Source organism: Leclercia sp. GHBNCSD (assembly GCF_055805075.1).
Genome location: NZ_JBQVYO010000001.1, coordinates 2,800,741 through 2,815,842 on the forward strand (window position 1 = coordinate 2,800,741; position 15,102 = coordinate 2,815,842).

Here is a 15,102-nt window from a genome sequence, read left to right on the forward strand (position 1 = left end):
GGTAAGGCGACGCCGCCACCCGGCTTTTTTCACCACTGCCAAATTCTGGATGGCGTCACCACCGCAGGCAGCGGGATATCCCACTTCTCCACCGGTAACGCTTCAACGCCCTGACAATCATGCGCATAGCCCACGGGATGTAAACCGTACTGCTGCCAGTTTTGCAGGGTGCGATCGTAAAAACCCCCGCCCATGCCTAAGCGCTGGCCGCTCTCATCAAACGCCACCAGCGGCGTCACCAGCACATCCAGCTGATCCAGCGGCAATACGTCGCGCACGTCCAGTTTCGGCTCGGTGATTTTCAGACGATTCACCACCAGTTCGCTGTGAGGGTGATAGTGCAGAAACAGGAGATGACCCGGGCTAAAAGGGTGGAGTACCGGCAGATAGACTTTCTTCCCGCTGCGCCAGAGTTCATCGATAAGCGGCTGGGTATCCAGTTCACCGTCAAAGGAGAGGAACAGGGCCACCGTGTGCGCCATGACCATAGGCGGATACGCCATCATGCGGGCCGCGGCTTGCTGCGCGAAATGGGCTTGCTGTTCAGGCGTTAGGGCTCTGCGTTGCTGACGAATAAACTGACGAATTTGTTGACGTGTGGCAGGAACTTCAGGAAGTTGCGTCATGGTAGTCGCTGGGTAGAAAGGTGAGGGAATCTCCGAGATGCCGCCGCAGGCTGTAACCCTTGAACCCTTGGTTCAAGGTGAATGTGTCGTCATGATTTTAAGGCTTCTCGGACGAACCGAGCATGCTCACCAACCATGGAGCGCCACATTCTTGTGGTATGAAATATCGGCTCAGGGGACTGGCCCGCATGCGAACATCTCAGAGAAATTTTTCCTTCAGGGTCACTCTACCATAGTAGACCATGAAGTGTTATTCAAAGTTTTGCCCCGGTCTGTCAGTAATGCGACCCTGATCAAGCAATGCCTGTTCAATGGTCTGCTGGAGCATTTTAATGCGTTGTTCCATGCTCGCCGCGTATTCGCGGGTCTTCGCTTTTTCCTGAGTCAATTCATAACTGATGTTCAACGCGGCGATGAAAACCAGCTGCTCAGTATTTGTGACTCTAGTGCGTTCTTTTAAATCTTGCAACCGCTGATTCAAATCATCCGCAGCCTGATTCAAAGCATCCCTTTGTTCAGGCGGACAATTCACTCGCAGCGAACGGCCAAAAATTTGGATATCGACGGGTTGTGCAGACATGCCACCTTCCTGCTGTTTGACTGCGCTGCCTTCACACCCGATTCCGGGGGCTGCGAAGGGGCGACACTATAGCTACCCTGGTGCGCAGATACAAGCCCTATTCTGGTTCACCAGGGTCCAAAGTGGTAGCATACCATGAATATTCCTCCCAATGATGACGAATGCGCATGTCTATACAGAACGAAATGCCTGGCTACAACGACGTTAGCCAGTTACTGAACCAGCAGGGCGTGGGTTTAACACCTGCTGAAATGCACGGTCTGATCAGCGGGATGCTGTGTGGTGGAAACAACGACAGCTCATGGCTGCCGCTGGTTCACGACCTGACGAACGAAGGTCTGGCGTTTGGCCACGATCTGGCCCAGGCGTTGCGCAGTATGCATGGCGCAATCAGCGATGCGCTGGAAGATGACGGCTTCCTTTTTCAGCTTTATCTGCCTGATGGCGACGACGTCAGCGTGTTCGATCGCGCCGATGCGCTGGCCGGGTGGGTTAACCATTACCTGTTGGGGTTGGGCGTAACGCAGCCTAAACTTGAAAAGGTGACGGGCGAAGCCGGAGAAGCGATCGACGATCTGCGCAACATTGCACAGCTGGGCTACGACGAGGAAGAGGACCAGGAAGAGCTGGAAATGTCCCTCGAAGAGATCATTGAGTATGTGCGCGTCGCGTCGTTGCTCTGCCACGATACCTTTACGCGGACTCAGCCCACTGCGCCGGAAGTGCGCAAACCAACCTTACACTAATAACAACTACTGGAGGGTGTCATGACTCAGCAAGAGTACCTTCGTCGCCGTCAGGCGCTGCTGGCTACGATGCAGCCGGGAAGCGCCGCGCTGATATTTGCCGCACCGGAGGCCACGCGCAGTAACGATAGCGAGTATCCGTATCGCCAGAGCAGTGATTTCTGGTACTTCACCGGCTTCAACGAGCCGGAGTCGGTACTGGTGCTGATTAAAAGTGATGACACCCACAACCACAGCGTGCTGTTTAACCGCGTTCGGGATCTCACCGCCGAAATTTGGTTTGGCCGTCGGCTGGGACAGCAGGCCGCGCCGGAAAAGCTGGGCGTGGATCGCGCCCTGGCGTTCAGCGAAATCAACGATCAGCTCTACCAGCTGCTCAATGGCCTGGATGTGGTTTACCACGCCCAGGGCGAATACGCGTATGCCGACGAGATTCTCTTTGCCGCGCTGGATAAGCTGCGCAAAGGCGCCCGGCAAAATCTGAAAGCGCCCGCAACGATCACCGACTGGCGTCCCGTTGTGCATGAACTGCGCCTGTTTAAATCGGCTGAAGAGCTGGAGGTAATGCGTCGCGCGGGTGAAATCAGCGCGCTGGCTCATACCCGGGCGATGGAAAAGTGTCGTCCGGGAATGTTCGAATATCAGCTTGAAGGGGAAATTCATCATGAATTTTCCCGCCACGGCGCGCGCTATCCGGCCTACAACACCATTGTGGGCGGCGGTGAAAATGGCTGCATTCTTCACTACACCGAAAACGAGTCCGAACTGCGGGATGGCGATCTGGTGCTGATTGATGCCGGATGTGAATTTAAAGGCTATGCCGGGGATATCACCCGCACCTTCCCGGTGAACGGTAAATTTACCCCAGCCCAGCGCGCGATTTACGACATTGTTCTGCACTCGCTGGATACGGCGCTGATGCTGTTCCGCCCTGGCACCTCCATTCAGGAAGTGACCGGTGAAGTGGTGCGCATCATGGTCAGCGGGCTGGTGGATCTGGGTATCCTGCAGGGCGATGTCGATCAGCTGGTTGCTGAGAGTGCGCACCGTCCCTTCTTTATGCATGGCCTGAGCCACTGGCTGGGGCTGGATGTGCATGATGTGGGAGCGTATGGCCCGGAGCGTTCGCGCGTGCTGGAGCCTGGCATGGTGCTGACCGTTGAGCCGGGGCTCTATATCGCACCGGATGCCGATGTGCCTGCGGAGTATCGCGGTATCGGCATTCGCATCGAAGACGACATCGTTATCACCGAAACCGGCAACGAAAACCTCACCGCGTCGGTGGTGAAAAATGCCGATGAGATCGAGGCGCTGATGGCGGCGGCGCGCGCATGAGCATCATCATCGTTGGCGGAGGCATGACGGGGGCAACGCTGGCGCTGACCCTCTCTTCCCTGACCCAGGGTAAGCTGCCGATCCATCTGATCGAAGCCGTTGCCCCGCAGTCAACGGGCCATCCGGGTTTTGACGGACGCGCTATCGCCCTGGCGCAGGGCACCTGCCAGCAGCTCGCGCGTAGCGGCATCTGGCAGGCGATTGCCGATTGTGCCACGGACATCGAAACCGTTCATGTCAGCGACCGGGGCCACGCCGGGTTTGTCACCCTTGAGGCGCAGGATTACCGCATTGATGCGCTGGGGCAGGTGGTTGAACTGCACGACGTGGGTCTGCGCCTGTTCCGTCTGCTAAAGGAGGCCCCTGGCGTGACGCTGCATTGCCCGGCGCGCGTGGAGCATTTTACCCGCAGCGAAGCGGCGGTGAGCGTCACCCTCGATGACGGCACCACCCTTGACGGACAACTGCTGGTGGCTGCCGACGGCTCCCGTTCGGCGCTCGGCCAGCAGTGCGGGATCCAGTGGCAACAGCAGCCCTATCATCAGCTGGCGGTGATTGCCAACGTCGCCACCGCCGAGCCACATCGTGGTCGCGCTTTTGAACGTTTTACCCAACATGGCCCGCTGGCCATGTTGCCGATGTCGCAGGGGCGCTGCTCGCTGGTCTGGTGCCATCCGCTGGAGAGTGCGGACGATGTGCAGAGCTGGTCTGATGAACGCTTCTGCACCGAACTGCAAAAAGCCTTTGGCTGGCGGCTGGGGCGGATCACCCATGCGGGCAAGCGTTCGTTCTATCCCCTGGCCTTAACTACGGCGTCGCAATCTGTCTCCCATCGCGTCGCGCTGGTGGGCAATGCAGCACAGACATTACATCCCATCGCCGGACAGGGCTTTAACCTCGGGCTGCGCGATGTCATGACCCTTGCCGAAACCCTGGCCGAGGCATTTGCGCAACAGCAGGATTGCGGGGCATATCCGGTGTTATGCCACTACCAGAAGCGTCGCCAGGCAGATAAAGCGGCGACGATCGGCGTAACCGACGGGCTGGTGCATCTGTTTGCCAATCGCTGGGCGCCGCTGGTCGTGGGGCGTAACGCCGGGTTAATGGCGATGGAACTATTCATTCCGGCACGCGATGTGCTGGCACAGAGGACGCTTGGTTGGGTCGCTCGCTAAGGAGTAAACAAAGTGCAGAATGTTGATGTCGCCATTGTCGGTGGCGGAATGGTAGGACTGGCGCTGGCCTGCGGTCTGCAGGGGAGCGGTCTGCGCGTGGCGGTGCTGGAACAGAAACAGCCGCAGCCTGTCGCTCCCGATGCGCCGCCTGAGCTACGCGTTTCGGCGATCAACGCCGCCAGTGAAAAGCTGCTGACCCGCGTTGGCGTCTGGTCAGAGATTATCGCCCAGCGCGCCAGCTGCTATCACGGCATGGAAGTGTGGGATAAAGACAGCTTCGGGCATATCGCCTTTGATGATGAGAGCATGGGCTACAGCCATCTCGGCCATATCATCGAAAACGCGGTGATCCATCATGCCTTGTGGCAGAAAGCGCAGCAGTGCAGCGACGTTACGCTGATTGCCCCGGCACAACTGCAGCAGGTGGCCTGGGGTGAAAACGATGCCTTTATTACCCTGCAAAGCGGCGACATGCTGACTGCGCGTCTGGTGGTCGGGGCCGATGGTGCCAACTCCTGGTTGCGCAACAAAGCCGACATTCCCCTGACGTACTGGGACTACCGCCATCATGCCCTGGTCGCCACTATTCGCACCGCGGAACCGCACCAGGCGGTGGCCCGGCAGATCTTCCATAACGACGGCATTCTGGCCTTTTTGCCGCTCAGCGATCCGCATCTCTGCTCCATCGTCTGGTCGCTTTCCCCTGAGAAGGCGCAGCAGATGCAGGAGGCATCAGCCGAAGCGTTTAATCAGGCCCTGTGCGTGGCCTTTGATAACCGGCTGGGGCTCTGCACTGTCGAAAGCGAGCGTCAGGTATTCCCGTTAACCGGTCGCTATGCGCGCCAGTTCGCGGCGCATCGCCTGGCGCTGGTGGGCGACGCGGCGCACACCATTCATCCGCTGGCCGGGCAGGGGGTAAACCTGGGCTTTATGGATGCCGCCGAGCTGGTGAATGAACTGCGCCGCCTCCATCGTGAGGGCAAAGATATTGGTCAGCATATTTACCTGCGCCGGTACGAGCGTAGCCGTAAGCACAGCGCGGCAATGATGCTGGCGGGGATGCAGGGCTTCCGCGAACTCTTTGCCGGTGCCAATCCGGCGAAAAAACTGCTGCGCGATCTCGGTCTGAAACTGGCTGACACCCTCCCGGGCGTTAAACCACAACTTCTGCGTCAGGCGATGGGACTTAACGACCTGCCGGACTGGCTACGCTAATTTAGAACTCCATCACACTTTATTCTCCCGGCCTGCAGACCGGGGGATCTCCCTCGTTTGAAATAATCTAATTTCACCGCCTTTTTCGCATTAGATTAACTAATCTGGCTATTTTTATGTTACGGAAATTTCGCGCATTTTTCCGCAGTAAATATCAGCCTGTGCTAAATCCCATCTTATCAACTTTGCTTTTGTGCGGAACGATTCGCATTTTTATAGTGAATAACTCTGTACGCTTTGCTGGCTTTTTTGACCATAAGCTAATGTGATGACCCATTTTGCCTTATGGTTAACCACCGTTTTCGGTGGTAAGTTCTGAGGAAAGAGAACGTTTGCGTCGGTGTCCGGGAGCGATGCCGATGCCGGGTTTCGTGGTGAATTTTTCGCCATGAAACGCAAGACAGCCCAGCTCATTCAACGAGGATAAGATGGCTCAACAGACGCCTTTGTATGAACAACACACCTTATGCGGTGCACGCATGGTCGATTTCCATGGCTGGATGATGCCGCTGCATTATGGTTCGCAGATTGATGAGCATCATGCGGTGCGCACCGATGCCGGTATGTTCGACGTCTCTCACATGACCATTGTCGATCTGCACGGCAGCCGCACCCGGGAGTTTTTACGCTATCTGCTGGCAAACGACGTCGCCAAACTGAAGACGCCGGGTAAAGCGCTCTATAGCGGCATGCTGAATGCCTCCGGCGGCGTTATTGACGACCTGATTGTCTATTACCTCTCTGAAGATTTCTTCCGCCTCGTTGTAAACTCCGCCACCCGCGAAAAAGACCTCTCCTGGATCACCCAACACGCTGAACCTTACGGCATCGACATCACCGTGCGTGACGACCTGTCGCTGATTGCGGTGCAGGGGCCAAATGCCCAGGCGAAAGCCGCCTCCCTGTTTAACGAAGAACAGCGTAAAGCCACCGAAGGCATGAAGCCGTTCTTTGGCGTGCAGGCGGGCGATCTCTTTGTGGCGACCACCGGCTACACCGGTGAAGCGGGCTATGAAATTGCCATGCCGAACGAAAAAGCGGCCGATTTCTGGCGTGCGCTGGTGGAAGCGGGCGTTAAGCCGGCGGGTCTGGGCGCGCGCGATACGCTGCGTCTGGAAGCTGGTATGAATTTATATGGCCAGGAGATGGACGAAGGGGTCTCTCCACTGGCGGCCAACATGGGCTGGACCATAGCCTGGGAACCGGCCGATCGCGACTTTATCGGTCGTGAAGTGCTGGAACAGCAGCGTGAGAAGGGCACCGAACAGCTGGTTGGGCTGGTGATGACCGAGAAAGGCGTCCTGCGCGGTGAACTGCCGGTACGTTTCACCGATGCCAATGGCAACCACTGCGAAGGCATTATCACCAGCGGCACCTTCTCCCCAACGCTGGGTTACAGTATTGCGCTGGCGCGTGTGCCGGCGGGCATTGGCGAGACGGCCGTGGTGCAGATCCGCAACCGCGAAATGCCGGTCCGCGTGACCAAACCAATTTTTGTTCGCGCCGGTAAACCGGTCGCCTAATTATTTTTATCAGGAGAAATTCAATGAGCAATGTGCCAGCAGAACTGAAATACAGCAAAGAACACGAGTGGCTGCGCAAAGAAGCCGACGGCACCTATACCGTTGGGATCACCGAACATGCTCAGGAGCTGTTAGGTGACATGGTCTTTGTGGATCTGCCGGAAGTGGGCGCGACCGTGACCGCGGGCGACGACTGTGCGGTGGCGGAATCGGTAAAAGCGGCTTCAGACATCTATGCCCCGGTCGGCGGCGAAATCGTGGCGGTTAACGACGCCCTGAGCGACTCCCCGGAGCTGGTCAACAGCGAGCCTTACGGCGAAGGCTGGATCTTCAAAATCAAAGCCAGCGATGAAGCGGAAGTTGCCGCCCTGCTGGATGCCACCGCGTACGAAGCTCTACTCGAAGACGAATAAATACGCGTCATCCTTCACGTTGCAGGCGCGTTGGCTTCCTCGCTCACCCCGGTCACTTACCTGAGTAAGCTCCCGGGGATTCGCTGCGTCGCCGCCTTCCTGCAACGCGAATGATTTAGCGTATTCAGTTAAATTCCAAATACGATTCACTGCACGTTTCAGGAACCATCGCTCATGACACAGACTTTAAGCCAGCTTGAAAACCGTGGCGCCTTCATCGAACGTCACATTGGGCCGGATGCTCAGCAACAGCAGGAGATGCTGAAGACGGTTGGCGCGGATTCGCTCAACGCCTTGATCGGCCAGATTGTGCCAAAGGATATTCAGCTCGACACGCCGCCGCAGGTGGGGGAATCGACCACTGAATATGCCGCCCTGGCGGAACTGAAGGGCATTGCCAGCCTGAACAAGCGCTTTAAGTCTTACATTGGCATGGGTTACACCAACGTGCAGTTACCGCCGGTGATCCTGCGTAACATGCTGGAAAACCCGGGCTGGTACACCGCGTACACCCCTTATCAGCCGGAAGTCTCTCAGGGCCGTCTGGAAGCGCTGCTAAACTTCCAGCAGGTGACGCTGGATCTGACCGGTCTGGATATCGCCTCCGCCTCGCTGCTGGATGAAGCCACTGCCGCCGCAGAAGCGATGGCGATGGCAAAACGCGTCAGCAAACTGAAGGGCGCAAACCGCTTCTTCGTCGCAGCCGACGTGCATCCGCAAACCCTCGACGTGGTACGTACCCGTGCTGAGACCTTTGGCTTTGAAGTGATTGTTGATGATGCCGATAAAGTGCTGGATCACCAGGATGTGTTCGGCGTGCTGTTGCAGCAGGTGGGCACCACCGGTGAAGTGCACGATTACGCCAAACTGATTGCCGAGCTGAAAGGGCGTAAAATTGTCGTCAGCGTGGCTGCCGATTTTATGGCGCTGGTGCTGTTAACCGCCCCGGGTAAACAGGGCGCAGACATCGTCTTCGGCTCCGCGCAGCGCTTCGGCGTACCGATGGGCTACGGCGGTCCACACGCGGCCTTCTTCGCCGCCAAAGATGAATTCAAACGCTCCATGCCAGGCCGTATTATTGGCGTATCGAAAGATGCCGCCGGCAATACCGCCCTGCGAATGGCGATGCAGACTCGCGAGCAGCATATCCGCCGTGAGAAAGCGAACTCCAACATCTGTACCTCTCAGGTACTGCTGGCCAACATCGCCAGCCTTTATGCGGTCTTCCATGGCCCGGTTGGCCTGAAGCGTATCGCCAGCCGCATTCATCGCCTGGCCGATATTCTCGCCTGTGGCCTGCAGCAGAAAGGTCAAAAACTGCGTCACGCCCACTTCTTCGACACCCTGTGCGTTGACGTGGCCGACAAAGCGACCGTGCTGGCACGCGCTGAGGCGGCAGAAATTAACCTGCGCAGTGACATCCTGAATGCGGTCAGCATCACCCTGGATGAGACCACCACCCGTGACGATCTGCAGGTGCTCTTCAACGTCCTGCTGGGTGAAGACCACGGTCTGGATGTGGACACGCTCGATAAAGAGGTGGCGCACGACAGTTGCTCCATTCAGGCGAGCATGCTGCGCGATGACGCGATCCTGACGCATCCGGTCTTTAACCGCTATCACAGCGAAACCGAGATGATGCGCTATATGCACTCTCTGGAGCGCAAAGATCTGGCCCTGAATCAGGCGATGATCCCGCTGGGCTCCTGCACCATGAAGCTGAACGCCGCCGCCGAGATGATCCCAATCACCTGGCCGGAATTCGCTGAACTGCACCCATTCTGCCCGGCCGATCAGGCGGAAGGGTATCACCAGATGATCAACCAGCTCTCCGACTGGCTGGTGAAACTGACCGGCTACGACGCACTCTGCATGCAGCCAAACTCCGGCGCCCAGGGTGAATACGCAGGACTGCTGGCGATCCGCCATTACCACGAGAGCCGTAACGAAGGGCATCGTGATATCTGCCTGATCCCAAGCTCCGCCCACGGCACCAACCCGGCATCGGCCCAGATGGCAGGGATGGAAGTGGTGGTAGTGGCCTGCGATAAAAACGGCAACATCGACCTGGCCGATCTGCGTGCGAAAGCGGAACAGACCGGCGATAAGCTCTCCTGCATCATGGTCACCTATCCGTCCACTCACGGCGTGTATGAAGAGACCATCCGCGAAGTGTGCGAAATTGTGCACCAGTATGGCGGCCAGGTTTACCTCGATGGCGCCAACATGAACGCCCAGGTGGGGATCACCACGCCAGGCTTTATCGGCGCGGACGTGTCGCACCTGAACCTGCACAAAACCTTCTGCATTCCGCACGGCGGCGGCGGCCCGGGCATGGGCCCGATCGGTGTGAAAGCGCACCTGGCACCGTTTGTTCCGGGCCACAGCGTGGTGCAGATCGAAGGCATGCTCACCCGTCAGGGCGCGGTCTCTGCGGCACCGTTCGGCAGCGCCTCTATTCTGCCAATCAGCTGGATGTATATCCGCATGATGGGCGCAGAAGGGCTGAAGCAGGCCAGCCAGGTGGCGATCCTGAATGCCAACTACATCGCGACGCGTCTGAAAGATGCCTATCCGGTGCTCTACACCGGCCGTGATGGTCGCGTGGCGCACGAGTGCATCCTTGATATTCGTCCTCTGAAAGAAGAGACCGGTATCAGCGAGCTGGATATCGCCAAGCGTCTGATCGACTACGGCTTCCACGCCCCGACCATGTCGTTCCCGGTTGCGGGTACGCTGATGGTTGAACCAACCGAGTCCGAAAGCAAAGTTGAGCTGGACCGCTTTATCGATGCGATGCTGGCGATCCGCAGCGAAATCGACCGCGTGAAGGCCGGGGAGTGGACCCTGGAAGATAACCCGCTGGTTAACGCGCCGCACACCCAGAACGAACTGGTAGCGGAGTGGAACCACGGTTACACCCGCGAACTGGCGGTCTTCCCGGCAGGCGTAGCCAACAAGTACTGGCCGACCGTGAAGCGTCTTGATGACGTTTACGGCGACCGTAACCTGTTCTGCTCCTGCGTGCCGATGAGCGAATACCAGTAATCTTTCTGTCATACTGTAGGCCGGGTAAGCGTCAGCGCCACCCGGCTTTTTTTTATCCGGAGGTTGTAGATGGCAATCGCATTAGTCACCGGCGCCAGCCGTGGGATTGGCAAAGCGACGGCGCTTGAGCTGGCGCGTGTGGGTTATAACGTGGCGGTGAATTATCACCACAACATCAGCGCCGCCACCGACGTGATCAATCAGATTACAGAAGAGGGCGGGAGAGCCTTTGCCCTGCGCGCGGATATCAGCGACGAAGCGCAGGTTATAGCGATGTTCGACAGCCTCGATCGCGAAGGGGAGCCCCTCGCCGCGCTGGTCAACAACGCCGGGATTCTCTTCGAGCAGAGCACCATTGAGAACCTCTCCGCCGAGCGGATTAACCGCGTGCTGGCCACCAACGTGACCGGGTATTTCCTCTGCTGCCGCGAAGCGGTGAAACGCATGTCGCTGAAACATGGCGGTAAAGGCGGGGCGATCGTGAATGTCTCTTCAGCAGCCTCACGACTCGGCGCGCCGGGGGAGTATGTGGATTACGCGGCATCGAAAGGGGCGGTGGACTCCCTGACGACCGGGCTATCGCTGGAAGTGGCGGCCCAGGGCATCCGGGTGAACTGCGTGCGTCCGGGGCTGATTTACACCGACATTCATGCCTCCGGCGGTGAACCGGGGCGGGTGGATCGGGTGAAGTCGATGCTGCCGATGCAGCGCGGCGGCCAGCCGGAAGAGGTGGCGCAGGCGATTGTCTGGCTGCTGAGCGAGAAAGCCTCGTACGTGACGGGCAGTTTTATTGAGTTAGCGGGCGGGAAGTAAGGCCCCTCACCCTAACCCTCTCCCCATAGGGGAGAGGGGATCGATCGCAGGCCGGTGCAAGCGCAGCGCCGCCCGGCAATGCCGGATTAAAGCGTCTCGCCGTTGCTGGCGATCACTTTTTTGTACCACTCAAAGCTCTTCTTACGCGAACGGGACATGTCGCCGGTGCCGTCGTCGTGCTTGTTCACATAGATAAAGCCGTAACGTTTGCTGTACTGGCCGGTGGTGAACGACACGCAGTCGATGCAGCCCCACGGGGTGTAGCCCATCAGATCCACACCATCGTAAGTGACCGCTTTCATCATCTCTTCCACGTGCGCGCGCAGATAGTCGATGCGGTAGTCATCATTGATGCTGCCGTCCTCTTCCACTTTGTCGTACGCGCCAAAGCCGTTTTCCACGATAAACAGCGGCTTCTGATAACGCTCATAGAGTTCGCACAGGGAGTAACGCAGGCCCACCGGGTCAATCTGCCAGCCCCAGTCAGACGCTTTCACGTGCGGGTTCGGCACGCTGCCTTCAAAGCCGGAGATCGCATCGCCGGTGCCGCCTTCCGCTTTCACCGCGTTGGTCATGTAGTAGCTGAAGCCCAGATAGTCGCAGGTGCCTTCACGCAGGATCTGTTCATCGCCCGCTTCCATATTAATGGTGAAACCGCGGCGCTCCCACTCGTTCAGCACGTAGGACGGGTAGTAACCCCGCAACTGCACGTCGGTAAAGACATAGCGTTCACGCATCGATTCCTGAGCAAACATCACATCTTCTGGTTTGCAGGAGTAAGGATAGAGCGCGACCATTGCCAGCATGCAGCCGACTTTCATCTCCGGGTTGATACGACGGGCAGCTTTCACCGCCAGGGCGCTGGCCACGAACTGGTGATGCAGCACCTGGTACATGGTCTCTTCCGGGTTCTGATGCTCGGTATAGACCACCCCGGAGCAGCAGTAGCCGAACAGCGGCGCGCGCCAGTTACGCTGGTTGTTGATTTCGTTGAAGGTCATCCAGTATTTGACCTTGCTCTTGTAGCGCTCAAAGACCACTTCGGCGAAGTTGACGAAGAAATCGACCACCTTACGGTTGGTCCAGCCGCCGTACTCCTGCACCAGGTGCAGTGGCATTTCGAAGTGGGAGAGGGTGATGACCGGCTCGATGTTGTATTTCAGCAGCTCATCGAACATGTCGTCGTAGAACTTCAGCCCCTCTTCGTTGGGCTGGGTTTCGTCACCTTTCGGAAAGATACGGGTCCAGGCGATGGAGGTACGGAAGCATTTGAAACCCATCTCGGCAAACAGCTTGATGTCTTCTCTATAGTGACCGTGGAAGTCGATGGCCTCGTGGTTAGGGTAGTATTTGCCGTCAACCACCTTCTGGGTGATTTCACGCGGTACGCCATGCGCGCCGCCGGTCAGCACGTCACAAATGCTCGGGCCTTTGCCGCCTTTGTTCCAGCCGCCTTCAACCTGATGCGCCGCAACCGCGCCGCCCCATAAAAAGTCTTTTGGTAAGGTGAGTTTTTTCATCTTTGCTAATCTCATTTATTGCTATTGTTTTTGAGTCTAACAAAGGGGAATAAAATGTCACGATATAACAATTCGTGAGAGTTGTAATATGTTACACCGAAAAAACAGGGTGTTTTATTCCGTTAATTTCTTCGCCAGTTTACGCCCCAGCGATTCAAGAATATAAATAACCGGAATCTGCGTGGTAATATCGTAGACGCCTGCGATACGCGTTTGCGGAACATGCCATGAGAGGTTAAAGTCCGCCAGTTTCGCCAGCCGCGAATGTTCGTGGCTGGTAATGGAGAGTACCTTGCAGTGATGCAGGCTGAACTGGCTGGCGAAGCGCAGGATCTCTTCGGTTTCGCCCGAGACCGAGAGCACAATCGCCAGCGCATTTTTTGCCATATCGTTAGTGACCGGGAAATAAGGGTCGTCGATATGGTTGCTGAATTTTCCAATATTGGAAAAGAACCGTGCGCCATATTTTGCCAGCGAACCTGAGGTGCCAGCGCCGACAAATATAATACGTTCCGAGGATAATATAATATCCACGGCGTTATTTAATAGCGCGTCAAATTCGTCGTTGTTTACGCTTTTGAAAAAACTGATAATCTCACTGGCACCAAAATTAGCCTGCTGCGGTTCGTTTTGCTCAAGGTATAATTTAAACCGCACGCGGAATTCCGAATAGCCATCGCAGTTCAGCTTGCGGCAAAAGCGCAGCACGGTGGTGGTAGACACCCCCGCCGCATCCGCCAGTTCACGAATGGTCATGTACATCACCCGATCGCGGTTTTTAATGACGGTGTTGTAGACCATCATCTCCAGGTTGTTGAGGCTGGCAATGGCGGAATGGGAGAACATGCTCACTGGGGCTAAACTCACTCATCAGACTTCATCTTCAGGGAATAATAACATGCAGCCAAACGACATCACTTTTTTTCAGCGCTTTCAGGATGACATTCTGGCCGGACGTAAGACCATTACTCTCCGCGATGAAAGCGAATCACATTTCAAAGCGGGCGATGTGCTGCGGGTGGGGCGTTATGAGGATGACGGCTACTTTTGCACCATTGAGGTTACAGGCACGTCGACGGTCACGCTCGATACACTGAGTGAAAAACATGCTCAACAGGAGAACATGTCCCTGGACGAACTGAAGCGGGTAATTACAGACATTTACCCGGACCAGCATCAGTTTTATGTTATTGAATTTAAATGCCTTTAAGTTTTTATGTGAACGACCGTTAGCTGAAATAATCCTTCAACCTTATGATTGTAATAAATAAATTTTAAACTGATATTTATTTTAGCGAACAGGTGTTCACTGGAATCATTCTCAGTTAGCATAGACAGCGAGACATTATTCACTTTTGTTTTCCCGGAGTTATCTATGGTTAGCAAACCATTAACCACACAGGGATATTCGCTGGCTGAGGAGATAGCCAACAGCATTAGCCACGGTATTGGCCTGGTGTTTGGCATCGTTGGGCTGGTGTTGCTGCTGGTTCAGGCCGTCGACACTAACGCCAGCACGCTGGCGATCACCAGCTACAGCCTCTACGGCGGGAGTATGATCCTGCTGTTTTTGGCCTCCACCTTGTACCACGCCATTCCCCATCAGCGGGCCAAGATCTGGCTGAAGAAATTTGACCACTGCGCGATCTATCTGCTGATTGCCGGAACCTATACGCCGTTTTTGCTGGTCGGGCTGGATTCACCCCTGGCGCGTGGGTTGATGATTGTTATCTGGAGCCTGGCGCTACTGGGGATCCTGTTTAAGCTCACCATCGCGCACCGCTTTAAGGTGCTGTCGCTGGTGACCTATCTGACCATGGGCTGGCTGTCGCTGATTGTGATCTATCAGTTGGCGGTAAAACTGGCGGCGGGCGGTGTGACACTGCTGGCGGTGGGCGGAATTGTCTATTCGCTGGGGGTCATTTTTTACGTCTGCAAGCGCATCCCCTATAACCACGCTATCTGGCACGGGTTTGTACTGGGCGGCAGCGTGTGCCATTTCCTGGCGATTTATCTGTACGTCGGGCAGGTCTAATAAAAATTGCCGGGTGGCGGCTTCGCCTTACCCGGCCTACGGGTTTTGTAGGCCCGGTAAGCGCAGCGCCACC

14 protein-coding genes and 1 other RNA gene are annotated in these 15,102 nt (G+C 56.7%); 10 read left to right on the top strand and 5 right to left on the bottom strand.

The window, feature by feature from the left end:
• Positions 1-29 precede the first annotated feature (29 nt).
• From ACT3IC_RS13550 to zapA, 3 genes are all read right to left on the bottom strand, one after another.
• The gene (locus tag ACT3IC_RS13550; protein ID WP_159339838.1) at positions 30-626 is read right to left on the bottom strand and encodes a 5-formyltetrahydrofolate cyclo-ligase; all 597 of its coding nucleotides are present in this window, start codon (positions 624-626) and stop codon (positions 30-32) included.
• Between the two features lie 25 nt (positions 627-651).
• Positions 652-835, bottom strand: a non-coding RNA gene (gene ssrS / locus ACT3IC_RS13555) — 6S RNA.
• Between the two features lie 41 nt (positions 836-876).
• Positions 877-1,206 (bottom strand): cell division protein ZapA, encoded by a 330-nt coding sequence (zapA, locus tag ACT3IC_RS13560; protein WP_039029820.1) that lies wholly within the window; start codon positions 1,204-1,206, stop codon positions 877-879.
• 167 nt (positions 1,207-1,373) lie between these two features.
• On the opposite strand from zapA, the gene ACT3IC_RS13565 reads away from it, so the two are divergent.
• From ACT3IC_RS13565 to ACT3IC_RS13600, 8 genes are all read left to right on the top strand, one after another.
• A complete protein-coding gene (locus tag ACT3IC_RS13565; RefSeq protein WP_139156297.1) occupies positions 1,374-1,952 on the top strand; it encodes a YecA/YgfB family protein in 579 nt (192 codons plus the stop codon).
• A gap of 21 nt (positions 1,953-1,973) precedes the next feature.
• Positions 1,974-3,287 carry a Xaa-Pro aminopeptidase gene (pepP, locus tag ACT3IC_RS13570; protein WP_103176886.1) on the top strand — a complete coding sequence of 438 codons (1,314 nt, stop codon included), beginning with the start codon at positions 1,974-1,976 and terminating at the stop codon, positions 3,285-3,287.
• Positions 3,284-4,462, top strand: a complete 1,179-nt coding sequence (ubiH, locus tag ACT3IC_RS13575) for a 2-octaprenyl-6-methoxyphenyl hydroxylase (protein ID WP_473477802.1) — start codon at positions 3,284-3,286, stop codon at positions 4,460-4,462. The genes pepP and ubiH overlap by 4 nt, the downstream gene beginning before the upstream one ends.
• 12 nt (positions 4,463-4,474) lie before the next feature.
• The gene (ubiI, locus tag ACT3IC_RS13580) at positions 4,475-5,677 is read left to right on the top strand and encodes an FAD-dependent 2-octaprenylphenol hydroxylase (protein ID WP_103176884.1); all 1,203 of its coding nucleotides are present in this window, start codon (positions 4,475-4,477) and stop codon (positions 5,675-5,677) included.
• A 428-nt stretch (positions 5,678-6,105) separates the two neighbouring features.
• Positions 6,106-7,200: a glycine cleavage system aminomethyltransferase GcvT gene (gcvT, locus tag ACT3IC_RS13585; protein WP_103176882.1), complete on the top strand. Its 1,095-nt coding sequence runs from the start codon at positions 6,106-6,108 to the stop codon at positions 7,198-7,200.
• A 23-nt stretch (positions 7,201-7,223) separates the two neighbouring features.
• Positions 7,224-7,613: a glycine cleavage system protein GcvH gene (gene gcvH, locus ACT3IC_RS13590; RefSeq protein ID WP_039029826.1), complete on the top strand. Its 390-nt coding sequence runs from the start codon at positions 7,224-7,226 to the stop codon at positions 7,611-7,613.
• A gap of 174 nt (positions 7,614-7,787) precedes the next feature.
• Entirely contained in the window at positions 7,788-10,661 is a 2,874-nt protein-coding gene (gcvP, locus tag ACT3IC_RS13595) for an aminomethyl-transferring glycine dehydrogenase (RefSeq protein ID WP_473477806.1), read from the top strand.
• Between the two features lie 69 nt (positions 10,662-10,730).
• A complete protein-coding gene (locus ACT3IC_RS13600; RefSeq protein ID WP_473477809.1) occupies positions 10,731-11,474 on the top strand; it encodes an SDR family oxidoreductase in 744 nt (247 codons plus the stop codon).
• 86 nt (positions 11,475-11,560) lie between these two features.
• Here ACT3IC_RS13600 and ACT3IC_RS13605 read toward each other — a convergent pair whose 3' ends face one another.
• Both ACT3IC_RS13605 and ACT3IC_RS13610 read right to left on the bottom strand, forming a co-directional pair.
• Complete coding sequence (locus ACT3IC_RS13605; protein ID WP_473477812.1) at positions 11,561-12,994, bottom strand: 6-phospho-beta-glucosidase; 1,434 nt, start codon at positions 12,992-12,994, stop codon at positions 11,561-11,563.
• A 114-nt stretch (positions 12,995-13,108) separates the two neighbouring features.
• Complete coding sequence (locus tag ACT3IC_RS13610) at positions 13,109-13,840, bottom strand: MurR/RpiR family transcriptional regulator (RefSeq protein ID WP_103176879.1); 732 nt, start codon at positions 13,838-13,840, stop codon at positions 13,109-13,111.
• Positions 13,841-13,892: 52 nt separating this feature from the next.
• Here ACT3IC_RS13610 and yqfB point away from each other — a divergent pair, with 52 nt between their 5' ends.
• The gene (gene yqfB / locus ACT3IC_RS13615; RefSeq protein ID WP_114316856.1) at positions 13,893-14,204 is read left to right on the top strand and encodes a N(4)-acetylcytidine aminohydrolase; all 312 of its coding nucleotides are present in this window, start codon (positions 13,893-13,895) and stop codon (positions 14,202-14,204) included.
• 165 nt (positions 14,205-14,369) lie between these two features.
• Entirely contained in the window at positions 14,370-15,029 is a 660-nt protein-coding gene (gene trhA, locus ACT3IC_RS13620; RefSeq protein ID WP_103176877.1) for a PAQR family membrane homeostasis protein TrhA, read from the top strand.
• Positions 15,030-15,102: the final 73 nt, after the last annotated feature.

Coding starts and splice junctions, on each gene's coding strand:
- ACT3IC_RS13550 (WP_159339838.1), bottom strand. CDS start 626: ATGACGCAACTTCCTGAAGTTCCTGCCACACGTCAACAAATTCGTCAG.
- zapA (WP_039029820.1), bottom strand. CDS start 1,206: ATGTCTGCACAACCCGTCGATATCCAAATTTTTGGCCGTTCGCTGCGA.
- ACT3IC_RS13565 (WP_139156297.1), top strand. CDS start 1,374: ATGTCTATACAGAACGAAATGCCTGGCTACAACGACGTTAGCCAGTTA.
- pepP (WP_103176886.1), top strand. CDS start 1,974: ATGACTCAGCAAGAGTACCTTCGTCGCCGTCAGGCGCTGCTGGCTACG.
- ubiH (WP_473477802.1), top strand. CDS start 3,284: ATGAGCATCATCATCGTTGGCGGAGGCATGACGGGGGCAACGCTGGCG.
- gcvT (WP_103176882.1), top strand. CDS start 6,106: ATGGCTCAACAGACGCCTTTGTATGAACAACACACCTTATGCGGTGCA.
- gcvH (WP_039029826.1), top strand. CDS start 7,224: ATGAGCAATGTGCCAGCAGAACTGAAATACAGCAAAGAACACGAGTGG.
- gcvP (WP_473477806.1), top strand. CDS start 7,788: ATGACACAGACTTTAAGCCAGCTTGAAAACCGTGGCGCCTTCATCGAA.
- ACT3IC_RS13600 (WP_473477809.1), top strand. CDS start 10,731: ATGGCAATCGCATTAGTCACCGGCGCCAGCCGTGGGATTGGCAAAGCG.
- ACT3IC_RS13605 (WP_473477812.1), bottom strand. CDS start 12,994: ATGAAAAAACTCACCTTACCAAAAGACTTTTTATGGGGCGGCGCGGTT.
- ACT3IC_RS13610 (WP_103176879.1), bottom strand. CDS start 13,840: ATGTTCTCCCATTCCGCCATTGCCAGCCTCAACAACCTGGAGATGATG.
- yqfB (WP_114316856.1), top strand. CDS start 13,893: ATGCAGCCAAACGACATCACTTTTTTTCAGCGCTTTCAGGATGACATT.
- trhA (WP_103176877.1), top strand. CDS start 14,370: ATGGTTAGCAAACCATTAACCACACAGGGATATTCGCTGGCTGAGGAG.